This window comes from Tepidibacillus infernus (assembly GCF_048898065.1).
Classification (GTDB): Bacteria; Bacillota; Bacilli; order Tepidibacillales; family Tepidibacillaceae; genus Tepidibacillus_B; species Tepidibacillus_B infernus.
Genome location: NZ_JBLWFI010000001.1, coordinates 2,238,780 through 2,259,420, shown reverse-complemented (window position 1 = coordinate 2,259,420; position 20,641 = coordinate 2,238,780). Strand labels below are relative to the sequence as shown.

Annotated in this window: 20 protein-coding genes; 16 read left to right on the top strand and 4 right to left on the bottom strand. The window is 36.9% G+C overall.

The annotated features are described in order from the left end of the window. Positions 1-81 precede the first annotated feature (81 nt). The 3 genes from TEPIDINF_RS11300 (at position 82) to TEPIDINF_RS11290 (ending at position 3,200) form a co-directional block, all read left to right on the top strand. A complete protein-coding gene (locus TEPIDINF_RS11300; protein WP_220126439.1) occupies positions 82-1,101 on the top strand; it encodes a tripartite tricarboxylate transporter substrate binding protein in 1,020 nt (339 codons plus the stop codon). A gap of 84 nt (positions 1,102-1,185) precedes the next feature. Next, positions 1,186-1,659, top strand: coding sequence for a tripartite tricarboxylate transporter TctB family protein (locus TEPIDINF_RS11295; RefSeq protein WP_069798287.1), 474 nt, complete (start codon positions 1,186-1,188; stop codon positions 1,657-1,659). Positions 1,660-1,676: 17 nt separating this feature from the next. Then, entirely contained in the window at positions 1,677-3,200 is a 1,524-nt protein-coding gene (locus TEPIDINF_RS11290) for a tripartite tricarboxylate transporter permease (RefSeq protein WP_069798289.1), read from the top strand. 47 nt (positions 3,201-3,247) lie between these two features. Here the strand turns inward: TEPIDINF_RS11290 and TEPIDINF_RS11285 are convergent, their stop codons facing one another. Beyond that, positions 3,248-3,946, bottom strand: coding sequence for a zinc metallopeptidase (locus TEPIDINF_RS11285; RefSeq protein ID WP_069798291.1), 699 nt, complete (start codon positions 3,944-3,946; stop codon positions 3,248-3,250). Positions 3,947-4,090: 144 nt separating this feature from the next. Beyond that, the gene (locus TEPIDINF_RS11280; RefSeq protein WP_069798293.1) at positions 4,091-4,813 is read right to left on the bottom strand and encodes a FadR/GntR family transcriptional regulator; all 723 of its coding nucleotides are present in this window, start codon (positions 4,811-4,813) and stop codon (positions 4,091-4,093) included. A gap of 212 nt (positions 4,814-5,025) precedes the next feature. Between TEPIDINF_RS11280 and glcD the strand changes: the two genes are divergently transcribed. The 4 genes from glcD (at position 5,026) to TEPIDINF_RS11260 (ending at position 10,917) form a co-directional block, all read left to right on the top strand. Beyond that, the gene (glcD, locus tag TEPIDINF_RS11275) at positions 5,026-6,444 is read left to right on the top strand and encodes a glycolate oxidase subunit GlcD (RefSeq protein ID WP_069798294.1); all 1,419 of its coding nucleotides are present in this window, start codon (positions 5,026-5,028) and stop codon (positions 6,442-6,444) included. Next, positions 6,434-7,735 (top strand): (Fe-S)-binding protein, encoded by a 1,302-nt coding sequence (locus tag TEPIDINF_RS11270; RefSeq protein WP_421692012.1) that lies wholly within the window; start codon positions 6,434-6,436, stop codon positions 7,733-7,735. Before glcD ends, TEPIDINF_RS11270 begins: the two co-directional genes overlap by 11 nt. A 76-nt stretch (positions 7,736-7,811) precedes the next feature. Continuing rightward, entirely contained in the window at positions 7,812-9,158 is a 1,347-nt protein-coding gene (locus tag TEPIDINF_RS11265; RefSeq protein WP_069798297.1) for a chloride channel protein, read from the top strand. Between the two features lie 154 nt (positions 9,159-9,312). Continuing rightward, on the top strand, positions 9,313-10,917 hold the full coding sequence (locus TEPIDINF_RS11260; RefSeq protein WP_421692011.1) for an ATP-binding protein: 1,605 nt from the start codon (positions 9,313-9,315) through the stop codon (positions 10,915-10,917). Positions 10,918-10,947: 30 nt separating this feature from the next. On the opposite strand, the gene TEPIDINF_RS11255 is transcribed toward TEPIDINF_RS11260, so the two are convergent. Together TEPIDINF_RS11255 and TEPIDINF_RS11250 are read right to left on the bottom strand one after the other, a co-directional pair. Further along, on the bottom strand, positions 10,948-11,139 hold the full coding sequence (locus tag TEPIDINF_RS11255; protein ID WP_068726702.1) for a 2-hydroxymuconate tautomerase: 192 nt from the start codon (positions 11,137-11,139) through the stop codon (positions 10,948-10,950). 55 nt (positions 11,140-11,194) lie between these two features. After that, positions 11,195-13,246, bottom strand: a complete 2,052-nt coding sequence (locus TEPIDINF_RS11250) for a transglycosylase domain-containing protein (protein ID WP_321164170.1) — start codon at positions 13,244-13,246, stop codon at positions 11,195-11,197. A 259-nt stretch (positions 13,247-13,505) separates the two neighbouring features. Between TEPIDINF_RS11250 and speE the strand changes: the two genes are divergently transcribed. The 9 genes from speE (at position 13,506) to TEPIDINF_RS11205 (ending at position 20,549) form a co-directional block, all read left to right on the top strand. Continuing rightward, complete coding sequence (gene speE / locus TEPIDINF_RS11245; protein WP_069798306.1) at positions 13,506-14,336, top strand: polyamine aminopropyltransferase; 831 nt, start codon at positions 13,506-13,508, stop codon at positions 14,334-14,336. Between the two features lie 6 nt (positions 14,337-14,342). Beyond that, positions 14,343-15,212, top strand: coding sequence for an agmatinase (speB, locus tag TEPIDINF_RS11240; protein ID WP_421692010.1), 870 nt, complete (start codon positions 14,343-14,345; stop codon positions 15,210-15,212). A gap of 83 nt (positions 15,213-15,295) precedes the next feature. Continuing rightward, on the top strand, positions 15,296-15,745 hold the full coding sequence (locus TEPIDINF_RS11235; protein ID WP_068726698.1) for a YwiB family protein: 450 nt from the start codon (positions 15,296-15,298) through the stop codon (positions 15,743-15,745). Then, positions 15,742-15,897 carry a XapX domain-containing protein gene (locus TEPIDINF_RS11230; protein ID WP_068726696.1) on the top strand — a complete coding sequence of 52 codons (156 nt, stop codon included), beginning with the start codon at positions 15,742-15,744 and terminating at the stop codon, positions 15,895-15,897. Before TEPIDINF_RS11235 ends, TEPIDINF_RS11230 begins: the two co-directional genes overlap by 4 nt. A 126-nt stretch (positions 15,898-16,023) precedes the next feature. Next, on the top strand, positions 16,024-16,350 hold the full coding sequence (locus TEPIDINF_RS11225) for a LapA family protein (RefSeq protein ID WP_068726694.1): 327 nt from the start codon (positions 16,024-16,026) through the stop codon (positions 16,348-16,350). Positions 16,351-16,446: 96 nt separating this feature from the next. Next, a complete protein-coding gene (gene meaB, locus TEPIDINF_RS11220) occupies positions 16,447-17,394 on the top strand; it encodes a methylmalonyl Co-A mutase-associated GTPase MeaB (RefSeq protein WP_068726691.1) in 948 nt (315 codons plus the stop codon). A gap of 132 nt (positions 17,395-17,526) precedes the next feature. Further along, entirely contained in the window at positions 17,527-18,096 is a 570-nt protein-coding gene (rpoE, locus tag TEPIDINF_RS11215) for a DNA-directed RNA polymerase subunit delta (protein WP_235589116.1), read from the top strand. Between the two features lie 201 nt (positions 18,097-18,297). After that, the gene (locus TEPIDINF_RS11210) at positions 18,298-19,911 is read left to right on the top strand and encodes a CTP synthase (protein WP_069798873.1); all 1,614 of its coding nucleotides are present in this window, start codon (positions 18,298-18,300) and stop codon (positions 19,909-19,911) included. A gap of 242 nt (positions 19,912-20,153) precedes the next feature. Continuing rightward, positions 20,154-20,549: a response regulator gene (locus TEPIDINF_RS11205; protein WP_068726685.1), complete on the top strand. Its 396-nt coding sequence runs from the start codon at positions 20,154-20,156 to the stop codon at positions 20,547-20,549. The last annotated feature ends 92 nt before the right edge of the window (positions 20,550-20,641 follow it).

The window sequence follows — 20,641 nt, the reverse complement described above, 5'->3', positions numbered from 1 at the left end:
ACCGTTTCCAATTCAGATTACCCATGCTATTCTTAATTTACAGAAAATTATTCTAATTTTTAAGAAAAGGGGTTGGGAGAATTGAGGCGGTTTTCTTTTATTTTGATTGTTATTCTAGCTCTATTAGTCGTCTTTACAGGTTGTAGTAACACCACAACGACGACAAAGGATGCTGGTCAAAAAGAAGAAGTGAAATATCCAACAAAAGCAATGGAATTCATTGCACCGGCTGGTGCTGGCGGTGGCTGGGATCTAACCATTCGTACGGTGGCCAAAACACTTGAAGATACGAAGTTAACTTCTGTCGCAATGCCTGTGACCAACAAGCCAGGTGGTGGTGGGGGTGTTGCCCTAGCTTATCTACAAGAGAAAAAAGGAAGCGACAATATTATCTCTGTCTACTCACCACCATTATTATTGATCAACTTGAATGGTTCAACAGAATTCAGTTATAAAGATACAACACCGATTGCTAAACTTATTACAGATTATGGTGCCTTTGCTGTTTCTAAGGATTCTCCATATAATTCACTAAATGATGTGATGGAAGCACTCAAGAAGGATCCAAAAAGCGTAAAGATCGGAGGTAACTCTTCAGCTGGAAGTATGGATCACATTCAATTCCTCATTATTGCAAAAGCTGCAGGGGTAGAAAATATTAAAGATATTGACTACATTAGTTTCCAAGATAACTCAGGGGCAGCTCAAGTGATGGGAGGACACTTAGATTTACTTACCACTGGACTAGGTGAGGTAAGAGCCTTAGCAGAAGCTGGTGAATTAAAGGTTCTTGCAACAACGGCAGATCGTCGTGTTGGAACAGGAGTGATTGCTGAAATTCCAACAGCAAAAGAACAAGGAATCGATGCAACCTTTGAAAACTGGAGAGGACTCTTTGGACCTCCTGGAATGCCTGAATACGCTGTGAAGTATTGGCAGGATATCCTCGCAAAAATGGTAGAAACGCCAGAATGGAAAAAGGCTGCTGAAAACAATGGCTGGGATTTAGCCTTTGCAAATAGTGAAGATTTTATAAAATTCTTAGATAAAACCAATGAGGATTACAAGGTAATTCTTCAAGAAATTGGGATGTTAAAGTAGTCTTAGAGAAAAATGGGCCATAGATCACTCTATGGCTCTTTATAGCAGATAGAAGGTTTTCTCAACAGAGTGAGGTGAGGGAAATTGAACACAACAGCGCTAACAGGAATTGTTTCAATCTTAATTGGTATCGTTTATAGTATTCAATCTTATCAATTACCTAAAGCCACCGTGGGAAATGCTTGGGCACCCATTTATTTTCCACTGGGTTTAGGAGTTTTGATGGCAATATTTGGGGTAGTGATGTTAGTTCAAGGATTGGCAAAGGGAAAGGCCAACAATGGTGAACAAAAGCAAGGAAAGATGAAAATGACCTACACCGCGAAGTTAATTGCCTTTACGAGTGTAGTTAGTATTATTTATGCTTTACTTTTTGACAGAATTGGCTATGTTTTATCAACGATTTTCTTTTTGGGAGCCATTTTATTTGTCGTAAATGGAGTGAAACAATGGAAAACGAATATGATCGTATCCATTTCATTTGCCCTTGGAATCTATATTGTCTTCTCAAAGTTTTTAGGTATCATTTTACCCAAAATGCCCTTCATTGGATTTTAGGCTAGGAGGTGACGAAAATGGACGTACTTACACATCTATTACAAGGATTTGCAGTTGCGATTACCCCAGAGAATATTTTTTGGGTAACGTTAGGTGGAGTTTTGGGAACGATTATTGGTATGCTACCAGGACTTGGACCAGCGACAGGTGTAGCCGTATTACTTCCTTTAACCTTTACGATGGGACCTGTTGCCTCTTTAATTACGATGGCAGGAGTTTATTATGGAGCAATGTTTGGCGGTTCACGTAGCTCAATTTTAATCAATACACCTGGAGATGGGGCAGCCATTGCTTCAACCTTTGATGGCTATCCTATGGCACAAAACGGAAGAGCAGAAGCAGCATTAGCCATGTCAGCAATCGCCTCATTTATTGGTGGAATTATAGCAACGATCATTATGACAGGTGTTGCTAGTCCAGTTGCAAAATTTGCCCTAAAATTTGGTCCGCCAGAATATTTTATGCTAATGGTTTTTGCATTAGCAGCAACTGCTTCATTAGCCAAGGAGAATTTAATCAAGGGCTTTATTTCCATGATCTTAGGTTTAATGATTTCTACAGTAGGTATTGATGCACAATCAGGACAACAGCGTTTTACCTTTGGCGTTCTAGAACTGCAAACAGGAATTGATTTTCTTGTCGTGATTATCGCCATGTATGCATTGGGAGAAGTTTTTAAAACTTTCCAAAGCATAAAAGAAGGCAAGAAAAAAATGCAGACCAAATTTAAGAAGATTTGGATTACAAAGGAGGATTGGAAACGTAGTAAATGGCCGATCTTAAGAAGTACTCCAATTGGCTTTTTTATCGGTGCTTTACCTGGTGCTGGTGGAACGATGGCATCACTGATGGCTTATAATAATGAAAAACAGCTTTCTAAACATCCAGAGCAATTCGGGAAAGGTGCGATAGAAGGTCTTGCAGCACCGGAGGCGGCAAATAATGCAGCATCTGTTGGTGCGCTTATCCCCATGTTAACACTGGGAATTCCAGGTTCAGGTACGACGGCTGTCATGATGGGAGCCTTGCTCATGCTTGGCCTTCAACCTGGTCCATTATTATTTCAGCAACATCCTGACATCGCTTGGGGACTTATAGCTAGTATGTTTATTGGAAATGTCATCTTGGCAATCGTGAATATTCCATTAGCTGGATTACTCGTTCGTGTACTTGCGATTCCACCAAAGATTTTATATCCTATAGTTTTAGGTCTCGCTTTTGTAGGAACGTATGCTATAAGCAATAGTATTGTAGACTTTTATTTATTGGTTATTTTTGGTTTGATAGGTTATTTAATGAATAAGGCAGATATACCAACAGCACCCCTTATTTTAGCAGTCATCGTTGGTAATAGTATGGAACAATCTTTTAGACAAGCATTAACGATTTCTAACGGAGATTTTCATATTTTTTACCAATCAACGGTATCATTAGTCTTAATTGTTTTAACCATTATCTCAATCGTTTTCCCTATTGTAAAAGACTGGGGCAAAAAAAGAAAAGCATCAACAACAGAAAATCAAATCATTGGTATGAAGTAAAAAGCACAAAAAGAACTGTCTCACATTCTGAGACAGTTCTTTCATTTTTAATCGTCATCTCTCATCCCAATAAAAATGAATACATAACGTAATAATTCCAAAGCGGCCATCAATGCGGCTGCAACATAGGTAAGTGCTGCTGCCCCTAATACTTTATTCACACCGTGTTCCTCTGTGTTGCGAATAAACCCTTCAGCAACCATCAAATCTTTTGCCCGGCTGGAAGCATTAAATTCTACTGGTAATGTAATCAATTGAAATGCAACTACGGTTGCGAAAAAGACAATCCCTAAACCAATTAGTTCAGCCCAGCGGAATAGAAAACCGCCAATCAGTAATAATGGAGCTAAACCAGAAGTAAAGTTGAGAATAGGGAATATACGATGGCGTAAGACTAACATGCTATATTGTTCTTTATGTTGGATCGCATGTCCTACTTCATGAGATGCAACAGAAATCGAAGCAATGGAATTTCCGTAATAAACATTTTCAGATAAACGAACGACACGGTGAATTGGATCATAATGGTCTGACAGAGTACCTCTAACAGGTTCTACTGGAACATCATATAGCCCATTTCGATCTAACAAATGACGTGCTGCTTGAGCACCAGTGATTCCCGAAGAAGCAGCAACTTTTGACCATTTGCTATAGTTCCCTTGTACTTTAAATTGGGCCCAAATGGATAAACCAAAAGCAGCCAAAATTGAGAGATCAAGCAATGGATAACCACTAAAGAAGAACATCGAAAAACATCCCTCCAACATGATAAGATCATAATTTTATTATACCCTATTCATAGAGACTCCAAAAGTAATCGGAATACGTTTCGAAGGAAACTGTCACTTTTGGGGGTATAAGATATATACGACGATGAGAAGCAAAAGGTTTCATTTTTGTCCTTTTTCTTTTGAAACTTTAGTTAACGTATTTTCTACTTGTTTTAAATGCTGAAACATCAGTGAAGCTGCTAATTCAGCATCCTTTTGTTCAACCGCTTGATAAATATTTTGGTGTTCCGTGAGTAAACGCTCAGGAGTTTTTGGCATCGAAAAAAGAACCTTTCGACTTGTTCTCAAGCTCTTTTTAATGGCATCTGAGATATTTTCAATAATATAAACAAGCATATTATTTTTAGTCGCTTTAGACAAAGCATAATGAAACATCCAATCTGCCTCTTCATTTGCGTCTAGGTTGCTTAAATCCACTTCCATCTTCTTTAACGCTTGTTCTAAATGAAATAGGTCTTCATTTGTTCGACGCTCCGCAGCTAATTCTGCAGCAGATACCTCCAAAATTTTCCGAATCTCTAACAAAGATTGAATTTGCTCAAAATCGAGGAGGAGGGTAAAGATATCGAAGGAAACCAGATCTGATTCTGTATATTTTTTTACAAAAGTCCCTTCGCCCTGGCGAATTTCCACTAACCCCATTGCATTTAAGGCAGTTAATGCCTCACGTACGGCACTTCGTCCTACTTGTAACTGTTCAGCCAATTCGCGAACAGATAATAAACGCTCTCCTGGTTTTAAGTCACCATTTATAATCATTTCTTTTAACTGTTCTGCTACACGTTCATAGATTTTTTGCGGTTTTATTTGTTGAAATTCCATAAAATGAATCACCTCAAGGGATATTCACACTATCCGTAATATCGTACAACTTATATTTTAAATGAAACTGTGTAAATAACCAAACAAAATTTAACCAAAACAAATTCTAAAAAATAAAAATTTATAAAAAATACCGCTTTCATTTATGGTATGATAAGGTCATCAGATAATCAAAAAAATAGAACTATGTTTATTGGGGGAGAGGATTTAAGATGTTAGATCCAGCGATAAAAAAGCAATTGATTGATGTGGTGGGGAAAGATTGGGTAATGGATCAACCTGAAGAATTGGTTGCCTACTCCTATGATTCAACGCCGATGTATCAACAACTGCCTGATGTCGTTGTTTTACCAAAAACAACCGAAGAAGTTTCTGCAATTCTAAAGATTGCCAATCACTTTGCGTTCCCAGTTATACCAAGAGGATCTGCAACTAATTTAAGTGGAGGAACGGTTCCACTTAAAGGTGGGCTTGTTTTAGGGTTAAATCGAATGAATCAAATTTTAGAGATCGATGAAGAAAACTTAACCTGTACCGTTCAACCTGGTGTGATTACCGCCGAAATCCACCAAGCGGTAGAGGCAAGAGGATTATTCTATCCACCCGATCCAGGAAGTTTACGCATCTCAACAATTGGCGGCAATATTGCTGAAAATGCTGGGGGATTACGTGGTTTAAAATATGGTGTAACAAAGGATTATGTCATCGCGTTAACAGCTGTTTTGCCAAACGGGGATATCCTAAAAACAGGCGGAAAACTAGCAAAGGATGTTGCAGGGTATGATTTAACAAAGCTATTGATCGGATCTGAAGGAACCTTAGCTGTGATTACAGAAGCTACTTTAAAGCTTTTACCATTGCCTGAAACGAAAAGAACGATGTTAGCCATGTTTAAGGATTTAACAGATGCAGCAAAAGCTGTATCTAAGATTATTGCCAATAAAATCATTCCTGTTACCCTAGAATTTATGGATAATGCAACGATTAATGTAGTTGAGGATTATGTGAAAATAGGATTACCTCGCGATGTTGAAGCGATCCTGTTAATGGAACAAGATGGGAGTAAAGACCAAGTAGATCGAGATATTACCCGGATGGCAGAGATTTGCAAAGGGGAAAGAGCCGTTTCTGTTGAAGTGGCTCAAACTACAGAGGAAGCGAATCAGTTAATGACAGCTAGAAGAATGGCACTTTCTGCTCTAGCAAGGCTTAAACCTACTACGATTCTTGAAGATGCGACGGTTCCTCGTTCAGAAATTGCACCATTAGTAGATAAGATAAAGGAAGTCGCTCAAAAATATGATTTGCACATTTGTACATTTGGCCATGCAGGGGATGGAAACCTTCACCCAACCTGTTTAACGGATGTACGCAACACAGATGAAATTGAGCGTGTGGAAAAAGCGTTTGATGAAATCTACGAAAAAACGATTGATTTAGGAGGAACCATTACAGGGGAACATGGAGTAGGGATTGCAAAAGCAAGTTATTTGGAGTGGAAAATTGGTGAATCTGGGGTTGAAGTAATGAAGGGCATAAAGAAAGCTTTTGATCCAAAAGGGATTTTAAACCCTGGGAAACTATTCGTAGAACAAGCAAGAAAGCGAGTTGTGATCCAGCATGAGCGGTAATCTTTCATTAGCTTTAGGAATTTCAGAGGATGATCTATTAAATTGTATGCAGTGTGGTTTTTGCCTTTCTGTATGTCCGACATACAAAATCATACCAAAAGAAACTGCGACTCCAAGGGGCAGAATTGCCTTAATGAAATCGGTACAGGATGGTGCTCTTGTCACCAATGATATTATGGATTCACTAGATTTATGTTTGGGTTGTCGAGCTTGTGAAATTGCCTGTCCTTCAGGGGTACAATATGGCCAAATGCTAGAGCATGCAAAAGAGGTCATTACAAAACAAATCAACTTTTCACCGACGGTGAAGGCGGTTCGATGGTTATTTTTAAGAAAACTATTACCCTATCCTAAGAGAATGAAATGGGTAAGAGGTGGAATTCGAATCTATCAAAAATCAGGTCTTCAAAAAGTCGTCAGAAAAAGCGGTGTACTTAAAGTACTTCCTTGGCATATGGAAACGTTTGAAAGGGTCCTTCCAGAAGTATCTTCTTTAAAATCGATGCTGCCAAAACGAGTTGAACCTGAAAGAAAAACAAATAAACCAACAGTTGCTTTTTTTAGTGGTTGTATTCAAGACGCTATTTTTCACGAAATAAACCAATCTACAATGGCATTATTAAAAGAAAGTGGTTTCCCTGTCATTCATCCAGAAAGTCAAACTTGTTGTGGAGCCGTTCATGCTCATACAGGTGAAATAGATCTAGCCAAAGAATTGGCGAAAAAGAATATTAAAATGATGGAAGAAATTGGGGCAACCTATTTGGTCAATAACCAAGGTGGTTGTGGGGCAATGTTAAAAGAATATGATAAGCTTCTCGCGGATGATCCTGTATGGAGTGATCGAGCGAAATTATTTGTCAAAAAAGTGAAGGATATTAACGAGATACTGGCTGAAATTGATGAACTACCACCGCTAAAACCGATGAATGTCCGTGTGACTTATCAGGATTCATGTCATTTAGCCAATGTTCAAGGGGTTACTTTACAACCAAGAAAACTGATTCAAGCGATTCCTGGTATTGAATATGTGGAAATGAAGGGTGCTGGAACTTGTTGCGGTTCTGCCGGAACCTACAATATAGTTCACCACGACCATTCAATGCAGATTTTAGATGCAAAAATGGTAAATGTAATCGATACAAATGCTTCTATAGTTGTCACCGCTAATCCGGGCTGTTTATTGCAAATGAGGATCGGTATTCAAAGAGCAGGGTTAGAAGGTAAAGTAAGAGCTGTTCATATTGCAGATCTTTTAGCTGAAGCAGCTGGCGTGAAAAATCTAAACTAGATTCTAAAAGGCCGTCTCTATTCTATTGTCTTCAATTAACTACAGTGCTAAAATTAAAGTTTGGAGGCGGTTTTTGATGAAAAAAGAGATCAATCAGGAGGTTCTGGAGGAATCCATCCTACTATTGAGCACAATCAAATGGATTTTTTTATCTATCTTTGTAGGAACCGTGGTAGGAGGAGTGACTGCTTTATTTTTAAATACGCTTGCTTATGGTACGGAAAAGGCAGCTGAATGGCCTTATTATTATCTTTTTATGCCGATCGCATTCTTTTTAAGTAGTTGGATGGTATTACGATTTGCACCAGATGCAGCAGGTCATGGAACAGAAAAAGTAATTGAATCCATTCATAAAAAAAATGGTAAGATCGATGTAAAAGTTGTACCGATTAAGGTTTTTGCAACATTAGTCACCCTTATATCTGGTGGGTCTGCTGGGAAAGAAGGCCCAAGTGCCCAAATTGGGGCAGGAATTGCTTCAGCCTTTTCTGACCTTTTTCGCTTTAACGAAGATGATCGGAGAAGATTTGTAATATGTGGAATTAGTGCTGGATTTGCAGGGGTTTTTGGCACTCCGATTGCAGGGGCTATTTTTGCAGCAGAGGTTTTATTTATAGGTAAATTTTCTTATCGTGTTCTATTACCCTCTTTAATTTCTGCTTATGTCAGCTTTCATATCAATGAATACTTGGGAGTAAAGCATTTTAAATATGCCATACAAGTTCCAGCGAAAAGCGAAATATCAATGTTTTTCTATCTTATTTTGTTCGGTATTCTAATTGGATTAATCTCTTTATTGTTAATCAAAGCTTTACACATCATTGAGGCATATTTTCAGTATTCCCTTAAAATCTATAAACCTCTAAAAGGATTCATTGGTGGCTTTATTTTGATATTTATCGTCTTATTAACCCATAGCAAGGACTATATTGGACTAGGAACCTATGTGATTGATCAGGCCTTAGCAGGGCATAAGGTAGATTCACTTTCTTTTTTTATTAAGATTTTCACAACATCTGTAACGTTAGGCTCAGGTGGAAGTGGAGGAATATTAACTCCTGTTTTCTATATAGGGTCTACTTTAGGAAATGCATGGGCGCAGCTTATCCATGGTGATTTAGCTATGTATTCAGCGATAGGGATGGTTTCATTTTTAGCTGCAAGTGCCAATACACCATTAGCGGCGATTATAATGGCCATGGAATTATTTGGCGTAAAAGTTGCCACCTATGCTTCGATCGTAAGTGTTATAAGCTATCTTGTGGTTGGCCATCGTAGTGTATATCCAAGTCAAATTCTTTCGATGTCTAAATCACCTTCAATCGACACAGATATCAATTGTGAAATTCGACAAATTCAAAAATTAAGATTAAGTAATAAAATGCATGTTCTTCTTCATAATCAGAAAGAAAAAGAGAATTAAAGTTTCCTACTAGAAAAAATTCTAGTAGGTTTTTTGTAGGTTATATTAAATAGTTGTAAAAGTTGTGAAGGAAATTAGTAAATTTTGTCGAATAAATATATTGAACGATAGTCTAGAGAGAAACGATAGTCTGGAGAGAATAGGGGGGTAATCCATGGGGAATTTTCGCTGGTTTATTGTCATGTTTTCAATCATGACCGGAATGATTAACGCCCTCCTTCTTGGTTTCCAATTACAATTGTTATGGCTTCTTATTCTTCTTGGATTACTTAATCTTTTTACTTTTAACCTAAAAATTTTTCGCCATCACCTTTCAAACAACTATATCCTTGCTTTTCTAGTCTTAGATATCGGAATGATTCATTTTTTGGATGTATCCCAATTTGTTCATGTCTTGTATTATTCTGTGGTCATTTATTTAGCAACCCAAATTAACTCTCGAAAAGTCTTATTACTTACCACCTTATTCTATTCGCTTATTCACGCTTTTATCGAAATTCTATTTACGAACTTAACCTTAAAAGATTTGATGATTACGCTTTATGATGTAACTGTCATTTTTTTCATTTCCTATTTTGCCTATTATTTTGTTCGGATTTACCGACAAAGCGAAAGTCAATCTCACCAGGATTATTTAACAGGGCTCTATAATTTTAAGGGGTTTCAACATCAATTACATCATGTTTGGCAGAATAAACCGACCGCTTATCATATTATTTTTATCGATTTTAATGATTTTAAAAGAATCAATCTTTTGCATGGCGAGGAAGAGGGAGATCAATTTCTGAAGTTATTAGCCAATGAATTGCGGAATCTCCTTCCTAAGCAGACCTTACTTTCCCGTTATGAGGGCGATTGTTTCGTTATAGGCTTTGATGGAGATCTAAAAGACATATATCAACAAATTGAAATGATTTTACAGGAGATTTCATTTAGTCATACAGAAGCGATGCCGCTAAAATATTCGATTGCAACGGCTTCTTATCCTGAGGAGGCAACAGAACCCGAAAAATTGGTCTGGGTTGCACAAAAAAAATTGGCTCTTGATAAACAACAATATAAAAACCAACAAGAAGATATGAAAAAAAGGATGGAAGGCCTATCAGTGATTGGTCAATTGGCTGCTGGATTGGCTCATGAGATTCGCAATCCGTTAACTGCTGTACGAGGATTTATACAGTTATCTGCCAAGGAAAGCGAAAGTTTAAAACAGTGGGAGAATATCATTGTCGCTGAATTAGATCGAGTGAATCAATTGGTAAACGATTTTTTACATCTTGCTCAAAACCGTCCTGTAGCTAAAAAGGAGTGGTTGGTACAGCAAGTTTTGGAGGATGTGATCATATTATTACAAACAAAAGCTCTTTTACTTGGGCATGAGATTCAGGTAGAAACTCTTGATTGTAAGTATCCAATTTATGTTGACAAACAGCAATTTCAACAAGTATTTATTAATATAATTCAAAATGCCCTAGACGCGTTACCTAAAGAAGGGGGAACGGTAAAGATTTATTGCAGGGATGATCTGGATCATATCCATATTTGTATCGAAGATAATGGCCAGGGGATTCCAAAGGATAAGCTGAAACAGATTTTTGAACCTTTCTATACCACAAAAGAAGAGGGAACAGGATTGGGGCTTCCTATCTGTTATCGGATTGTGAAAGAAAATCAAGGGGAAATTCAGGTCACTAGTGAGATAGGAGTAGGAACAACTTTTACGATTTCACTGCCAAAACAAAGGGTAGAGGAATATTAAAATAATAAAACGCGCCTTAGGCGCGATTTATTATTTTTGCTCATCGATCACTAATTTCCCATTACGGGCAAAATGGTCTTTCTTTAAATCTTCAATAAAAACATAAACACTTTCTGCAGGAACATTGACTGTTTCAGTAACAACCTTTGTAATTTTTTCTACGAGTTCTCTTTTTTGTTCAGGTGAACGTCCTTCAATCAATTCAATTGTAACAAATGGCATCAACTCATCCCCTTGTCCTATTAGTTGTATACATTTCTATTATAGTATCGATTGGTCATTGTTTCCACCAATACTTTAATCTACTCCAGAAAGATTCATTTTTGGGTGGTTCAATTGGCTTAGGTTCCTTATCTTCATTTTGATGCAGGTCACAATATTCAGTCGGTTCAGTTCCTTTTACAAAAGCTTCTAATCGAGGATTGGGACAATCTTCTGTTGCAATTTTTCCCGATTCAGGATCAATATAGAGGCTAATGACACCCTCAGGTACAGTAAATAACTGTAAGGGTAATGATTGATGAGCCTTTTTCATATAATCTGCCCAGATTTCCTTACTGATCATTGAGTCTCCTTCTACCAATTTCTCATTTTGATCATAACCTGCCCAAAGCGCAGTAACCAACTGGGGAGTGTAGCCAATCAACCAGGCATCATAATCCGTTGTACCCGTCTTTCCAGCAATCGGGCGATTTAAGCGATCAGAAACAGAATAACCTGTGCCCCCTTGTTCAAAGACCCCTTCCATCAGATAGGTTAAAATAAAACTTGAATCAGCAGAAACTACTTCAGTTTCTATGATTTCCTTTTTCTCATAGAGGACGTTACCATTCACATCTTCAATTTTTAGAATCGCTGTAGGTTCAATTCTTTTCCCCTGATTAGCAATGGTTGCGTATGCCTTGGCCATTTCAAACGGAGTTACCTCTTGACTACCCAATGCTAAGGATGGGTAGGGTTTTAGATCCTTATCGATTCCAAGCTTCATACTCATTTCTACTAACTTCTCCATTCCAATTTCCATATGGGTTTTTACCGCATAAATATTATCAGAATGGGTTAAAGCATATCTCAAGTCGATTTCTCGGTTTGGATAACGGTTTCCAAAATTGGTAGGCTGATAGGTTTGATTTTGTCCGAATGTAAAAACAGTAGGCTCGCTCTTAAACTTGCTAACAGGTGTAAACCCATTTTCTAAGGCTGCTAAATATAAAATAGGTTTAAAGGAAGACCCTGGTTGCCTTTCTGCAAATACTCGGTTATATTGACTCTTTTGGTAATCTCTTCCACCCACCATTGCTTTAATAAAACCATTAGTTGGATCGATACTAATTAAAGCACCCTGCAAAAGTCGATCCTTAGGAAGTCGGTTGGCCAATGTCTCCTCTGCGGCCTTTTGCATCTTTGAATCTAACGTGGTATAGATTTTTAAGCCACCTTGATAAAGCTGTTCCTCTTCAATTCCATATTCATTTTTAACGAGGGAAACAATGTAATCGCGAAAATAAGGTGCACTTGCTAAATTTACTTTTTCATTTGGATTTTTAAAAATAAGTTTTTCTTGATATGCCTTGTTTGCTTCTTCCTGTGTAATATAACCTACTGCAACCATAGAAGTTAAAACTTGTTTTTGTCTTCTTTTTGCTTTCTCCAGATTTTTAAATGGAGAATAAACAGATGGACCTTTTGGGATTCCAGCCAACATTGCACTTTCTGCTAAATCTAAGTCAGCAGCATCTTTATTAAAATAAGTTTTTGCAGCCATTTGAATCCCATTTGCAGAATGGCCATAGTAGATTTGGTTTAAATACATTTCAAGGATTTCATCCTTCGAATATTGAAACTCTAATTGAACGGCTAATAAAGCCTCATTCACTTTTCTTTTCCATGTTTTATCTAGTGTTAAATAGAGATTTCTTGCAAGCTGTTGAGTAATTGTGCTAGCCCCTTGTACTTTAGCCATCTGTTTGATGTCTTCAATTACCGCCCCACCAATCCGAATCAAGTCAAGGCCAAAATGGCTATAAAATTTTCGGTCTTCAATTGCTATTGTTGCTTCAATCAATGACTTTGGAATCTTAGAAAGAGGAATATATTCACGATTCACTCCAGAATAAAGGTCATCAATCACTTCTCCATCCATCGAGTAAATAAAAGAAGTTTGCTCAATCGTTGTCTTAGGAAGAGGTTTTGCTTGTAAATAGAGAATAAAAAATAACAATAAACTACTAAAAATAAAAAACAATGAGAGTAATACAAGCAAAATTTTTTTAATCTTTTTTAAAACTCGGTATAACATCATTTCATTTAATGGATCATATTTACTCAACACATTTGCCTCCTCTCCAAGCAAAATCTTTATTTACCATTATGGGTAAAAATAGAAAAGCTTATACTTGAGGCAGAAGGCAAAGTCAATTTTTTCTTGCATTTTTGTTCGTTTTTAATATAATACAATTTGTTGTACATCGTGATGAAAATAAGCAAAAAGGGTAAATCTAAGGAAGAAAAGTGAATAGAAAAGATGAAAAGAAAATGAAGATAGAAAGAAGGCTGGAAAGATGAATAATGAAGCATTGATGGGATTAATGGAATTATGGTACACAGAAAAACAAACCCCTAATCATGGGATAACGACGAAGATTTCTAAAACCATACATAGTGAAAAAACAGACTTCCAACAACTAGATATTATTGATACGAATCAATTTGGTCGGATGCTTGTTTTAGATGGTATGGTAATGACCACAATTAAAGACGAATTTGTTTATCATGAGATGATCACCCATGTGGCCTTAAATACACATCCAAATCCTAAAAAAGTTTTAGTTGTCGGTGGAGGAGATGGTGGAGCCATTCGTGAGATCATTAAACATCCTAGTGTAGAAAAAGCAGTATTAGCTGAAATTGATGGTAGAGTGATTGAAACTTCAAAACAATACTTACCTGAAATTGCGGGGGCACTTGATGACCCACGTGTAGATGTTCAGGTCGTAGATGGAATTCAATATATTCACGATCATAAAAATGAATTTGATGTGATTATGGTCGATTCGACAGAACCAGTGGGTCCTGCAGTCGGATTATTTGAAAAAGGCTTTTATCAAGGAATTTATGATTGCTTAAAAGAAGATGGAATTCTTGTTGCTCAAACTGAATCTCCATGGTTTAACCGAGATTTAATTCGTCGAGTGTTTAAGGATATCCGTTCCATATTCCCTATTACCAGACTCTATACCGTTAGTATTCCGACATACCCAAGCGGATTATGGAGCTTTACGATGGGTTCGAAAAAATATGATCCATTAAAAGTGAATGAATCAGAGTTAAAAGATTTAGATACCAAGTACTATTCACCAAGTATTCACAAGTCTGTTTTTCAATTACCTAAATTTGTTGAAGACTTAGTAAAGGAGTAAGGTTTAATGAGATTTGATGAGGCCTATTCTGGAAATGTCTTTATTGCAGCCCATCCTACTTATGAGGATGCTCAAGTCGTTATTTATGGCATGCCAATGGATTTTACCGTTAGTTTTCGTCCCGGTTCAAGGTTTGGCCCGAAAAGAATAAGAGAAGTATCGATACTTTTAGAAGAATACAGTCCTTATTTAGATCGGGAATTAACGGAAGTAAAGTATTTTGATGCTGGTGATATTCCCCTTCCTTTTGGTAATCCAGAAAAAAGTGTTAATATGATCGGGGAATATGTTGCAAAAATTCTAAAGGATGATAAATTTCCTTTAGGCTTAGGTGGAGAACACTTAGTCACATGGCCAGTCATTCGCGAGGTTTATAAAAAATATCCTAATATGGTTTTAATTCATATTGATGCCCATGCAGATCTAAGAACAGATTATGAGGGTGAACTCTATTCCCATGCAACCCCTATTCGTAAAGCAGTAGAATTGATCGGGGGAGGGAACGTTTATCAATTTGGTATCCGTTCTGGAACCAAAGAAGAATTTGCATTTGCAAGACAAAATTTGAACTTTTATCCCTTTGAAGTACTTGAACCATTGAAAAAGGTGATACCCACGATAAAGGATCGCCCTGTCTACCTTACGATTGATATTGATGTGATCGATCCAAGTGCTGCTCCTGGAACAGGAACTCTTGATTCTGGAGGTACTTCCCCAAAAGAATTGCTTTCAGCGATTCATGAAATGGCTCGCTCAAGACTTCAAATCGTAGGAACTGACATAGTAGAAGTTGCACCTGTTCTTGATTCTTCTGATCAGACATCAATCCTTGCTTCTAAATTAGTAAGAGAAATCCTTTTGGGATTTATTAGATAAAGCTTCTATCCAATGCATCGGAAAGCTAGGATAGAAGCTTTTCTACCGTTGGAAATATCTGTACATAAAACAAGGTGAGAAAAATGGAACAAGATGTAACATTACAAGTCATCACTTATATTCGTCATCCTTATGGTGAAGAGGATAGAATGACGTTTCAGGGGAAGGGCAAATTATATCTTAAAGATGAGTCAGTTTATTTGCGCTATGAAGAACAGTTAGAGGACTTAGGAAAAACAGCGACGATTGTTCAGTGGAAAGAGGCTGAAAAGGATTCACCGGTTGTAACGATTATTCGTCAAGGCGATGTGAGTATGAAACAAGTTTTTGAAAAAGGGAAAACATGGTCAAACGCCTATTTAAGTCCTTATGGCAGATTAGAATTAGAGATGATAACACATCAGGTCAAAATCGAGAAGGAATGGCTAAAAGGAAAAATTTATTTAAGTTATGATGTATACATTGACCAACAAAAAATTGGACATTATCAAGTTGAAATAGAATATCAAGAGGAAAGAGGGATCTTACATTGAAGGAAATTTTATTATCATTGCTAACCGGTGGGGTGGTTGGATTCCTTTTTGCGTTCTTCAAACTACCTATTCCCGCACCACCCGCATTACCTGGAATTATGGGGATTATAGGGATATTTTTGGGATTCAAACTATTTGATTGGTTATTCTAGTTATTTCTTCAAAGAGGCATGGATGACTTTGCACGTTGTAATATACATCTCTATTTCACTTTTGTGGGCTATCTTAGCAGGAAAAGACCATTTGATAGCGAATAGGATAACCAGGATGGTGATCGTATGCAGGCAAGATTAATTATTTTATTATTCTTTACCCTTATTGTCGTCGTTTTTGCTGTTATGAATATACAACCTGTAGTCATCGACTTTTATTTTACACAAGCAGATGTCCCATTGATATTGATGATTATTTTTTCGATTCTGATTGGAGCACTGTTTATGTTTATCCTTTCATCGATGAAACAAATTCAAACGACAAGAAAAATGAAAACGTTAGAAAAGGAAAACAGCCAATTAAAACAAGAGCTACAGGAGATAAAAAAACAAACGGAGACAGAAACGGTTCATAAGGAAACAGAGGTTAAGACTGAAGGCGAGCAGGCATAAGAATCATTCGATGACATAGGATTGAAGTGAAAGATTCAATCCTTATTTTTTACCAATAAATATCTGAATATTCAGTTTAGGTTGAGGGGATAAATCATGGAGAACCTGTTAAAACAGATCCTAGAGGGGAATAAACGTAGTGTTGGGAAAGCCATCTCGATCATTGAAAATGATTTACCAGAGAAAGTGGAACTTCTTAATCAATTATATCCTTATACAGGCCATGCCAAAGTGATTGGAATAACAGGACCTCCCGGTGCTGGAAAAAGTACATTGGTAGATGCCATCATTCAAGTCATTCGCCAAACTGGAGCAAAGGTTGGGGTGATAGCGGTAGACCCAACAAGTCCATTTACAGGTGGTGCCATTTTAGGGGATCGGATAAGAATGCAAAAACATGCCTTAGATCCAAATGTTTTTATTCGAAGTATGGGAAGTAGAGGAACATTAGGAGGTCTTGCAAAGACGACGAGGGAAGTCGTTAGAGTATTAGATTCGATGGGGAATGATTATATTCTGATTGAAACCGTAGGTGTAGGGCAATCGGAATTAGAAATCATAAACGTTGCAGACACTATAATGGTAGTCCTCCATCCAGGTGGGGGAGATACGATCCAAGCGTTCAAGGCAGGACTGATGGAAATAGCCGATTTATTTGTAATCAATAAAAGCGATTTACCGGGTGTAGAGAAATTAATCCATGAGATTGAAATGTTAATCGAGATGACAAAAATAAATGCGAATTGGAAGCCACCTATCATCAAAACCATTAGTACAAATCAAGTAGGATTGGAAGAACTATGGGCGGCATTACAAAACCACCAACAATATTTAATCGAACGAGGAGTACTTCAAAAGCAAAGAACCTCCTTTTTAAAGAGAGAAGTAGTCGAGCTTTTGCACCACTTATTTCAACAAAAGATAGATGTTGCCATCTACACCCAATTTTTTAATAAGGAATTAGATCAATTAGTAAATAAAGAAAGAAGTCCTGAAGAAATTGCGCGAATCATGTTTGAGAAAATATGTCCTATGAAATCATAATGGAGTATAAAATATTTGACATCTGAGGAAAATTGGATAAAATATTGTTTGCATTCGTTAGATTTGAGATCATGGTAAACAAAAATGGTTTTCATAAAGTAAATGGTAACTAAAGAAGGAGTGTGCCGGGACTTGAGTGATATCGTTTTAAAAATTGAAGAAAGACGTTTAAAAGAACTACCCATGGTAGATATAGCTTATGAAATTTTAAAGCAAACAAAGAAAACATATTTTTATCAGGATTTAGTTAAAGAAATCGCTCAATTAAAAGGAATGACTGAAGAGGAAATCATTGAAAACATCGCACAGTTGTATACAGAAATCAATATTGATGGCAGATTTGCTCATGTCGGCCAAAATGAATGGGGATTAAAGCAATGGTATCCTGTTGATCAAGCAGATGCTTTACACTATAGTCACGACGACGATGAAGAAGACGATTATACCGTTTATGATGACGAGGAACTAGATGAAGAAGGTCTTCTTGATGAAGATGAAGAGGGCTTAATTGAAGAAGATGAATTATATGCAGATGATGAAGATGAAGAAGATAGCGAAGACATTGATTTAGAAGAAGATACAGAGGATGGAGATCTTTTTGAAGATGATACTGATGAGGAATTAGACGATCAAAACGATTATGTTGATTTAGATGAAAATGATGATTCAGAAGAAGACGATGATCTAGAAGAAGATGATTAAATTTCTTGACATTGTAGACGACAACGAGTAAACTACTTTTTGGGCTTAAGATTTTCCATAACGAACGAAATAAACAACAAAATATTTTATGGGATAAAAACAAAAGTGCCCCTATCTTAGGGAAGCTGTCACTTTTGTTTTTTTGTTTCCTTACGGTAAAAGATGGTTAAACTATACCAGAGTTAAGAGGAGGAATATGAGATGGCAAAGTTTATTTTTGTAACGGGTGGAGTAGTCTCATCTTTAGGTAAAGGGATTACTGCCGCTTCTCTTGGAAGATTACTGAAAAACCGTGGTTTAAAAGTAACCATTCAAAAGTTTGATCCATATATCAATGTTGATCCTGGTACGATGAGTCCATATCAGCATGGAGAAGTGTTTGTTACAGAAGATGGGGCTGAAACAGACTTAGATTTAGGCCATTACGAACGTTTCATTGATATCAATTTAAGCAAAAATAATAATGTAACGACTGGGAAAATTTATTCTACCGTGATTACCAAAGAAAGACGTGGTGACTATTTAGGTGGAACCGTTCAGGTTATTCCTCACATAACGAATGAGATTAAAGAACGCCTTGTTCGGGCGGCAAAAGAAACGAATGCAGATATTGTTATCACAGAAATTGGTGGCACAGTAGGGGACATCGAAAGTCTGCCATTTTTAGAAGCGATTCGTCAAATGAAAAGTGAAGTAGGTCGGGAAAATGTGATGTATATCCATGTCACTTTAATCCCATATATCGCAGCTGCTGGTGAACTGAAGACAAAACCAACCCAACATAGTGTAAAAGAATTAAGAAGTATTGGGATTCAACCAAATGTCATTGTTTGTCGTACAGAACACACCTTATCAGAGGATATTAAGGGCAAAATTGCTTTATTCTGTGATATTGAGAAAGAAGCTGTGGTTGAAGCCTTAGATGCAGATACATTATATGATGTTCCTTTGATGTTACAAGCTCAAGGGCTAGATGAGTATGTGGTTCGCCATTTAAAGCTAGATACCAAGCCAGCTGACATGACAGAGTGGATCCAACTTGTGAATAAAATTAAAAACTTGTCTCACACGACGCGTATCGCCATTGTGGGGAAATATGTTGCTTTACATGATGCTTATTTAAGTGTGGCAGAGGCACTTTATCATGCAGGATTTCACTATGATTCTGATATCGAAATTAAATGGGTTGATGCAGAAGATGTAAATACAGAAAATGTGGCAAAAATCTTAAATGATGTAGATGGTATATTGGTGCCCGGGGGCTTTGGTGATCGTGGTATTGAGGGTAAAATTGCAGCAATACAATATGCTCGTGAACAGGAAAAACCATTTTTAGGAATCTGTCTCGGCATGCAAACAGCTGTTATTGAATTTGCCCGAAATGTCGTTGGTTTAAAAAATGCCAACAGTTCAGAATTTAATTTAAAAACTCCATATCCTGTGATCGATATTCTCCCAGAACAAAAGGATATTGAGGATTTAGGGGGAACGATGAGATTAGGGCTATATCCATGTAAGCTAGAAGAAGGCTCTATTGCTCATCAAGTTTATCAAGAGGAACTGATTTATGAACGTCATCGCCATCGCTATGAGTTTAACAATGAATTTCGTGAGCAATTACAAGAAGCAGGATTAAAAATATCTGGAACCTCACCTGATGAAAAATTAGTAGAAATTATTGAAATTCCTAATCATCCATGGTTCGTGGCTTCACAGTTCCATCCTGAATTTACATCAAGGCCGAATCGTCCTCATCCTTTATTTAAAGGTTTAGTTAAGGCATCACTTGAAAGTAAATTAGTCAAAAACAAATAACCTTCTTCCACTTGTCATTTAAGGGTTTGTATATTCCGATGGAATATACAAACCTTTTCTTATTGGGTCCCTACAAAAGTAATCGGTGTATGTCATCACTTTTGTGGATTTTCTTTAAAAAAAAATAATAAGTGATGAAAAAACAATGAAGGCAGAAGGAAAAATTAACCTTTATAGAGAAAGATATAGATTGATATTTAGTAAATATTCGGAAAAATCTGGTGAAATACAGGGGGGAGAATATGAGAGACAAAAAGATTCTTATTGTGGATGATCAATATGGAATCAGAGTGCTTTTGTACGAGGTTTTTGGTAAGGAAGGTTATCAAACGTTTCAAGCAGCAAATGGTAAAGCGGCACTAGAAATTGTTCAAAAAGAGTCTCCTGATATTGTTTTGCTAGACATGAAGATTCCTGGAATGGATGGTTTAGAAATTCTCAGGCATATCAAAAAGATTGATCAAAGCATGAACGTCATTATGATGACCGCATATGGTGAACTGGATATGATTAAGGAAGCCAAAAAACATGGAATTATTACTCATTTTACCAAACCGTTTGATATTGATGAATTAAGGGAGACGGTAAGGACGATTCTTTTTGAAGATAAGGTCGAATCGAACCATGCAACGATTTAAAAACTTTTAGCTCATCAATTTCTTTTTGATTTATGGTATAATGATTCAATGATATTGTATTGAATATCTTGGTAGTAAATAGGTATTCTAAA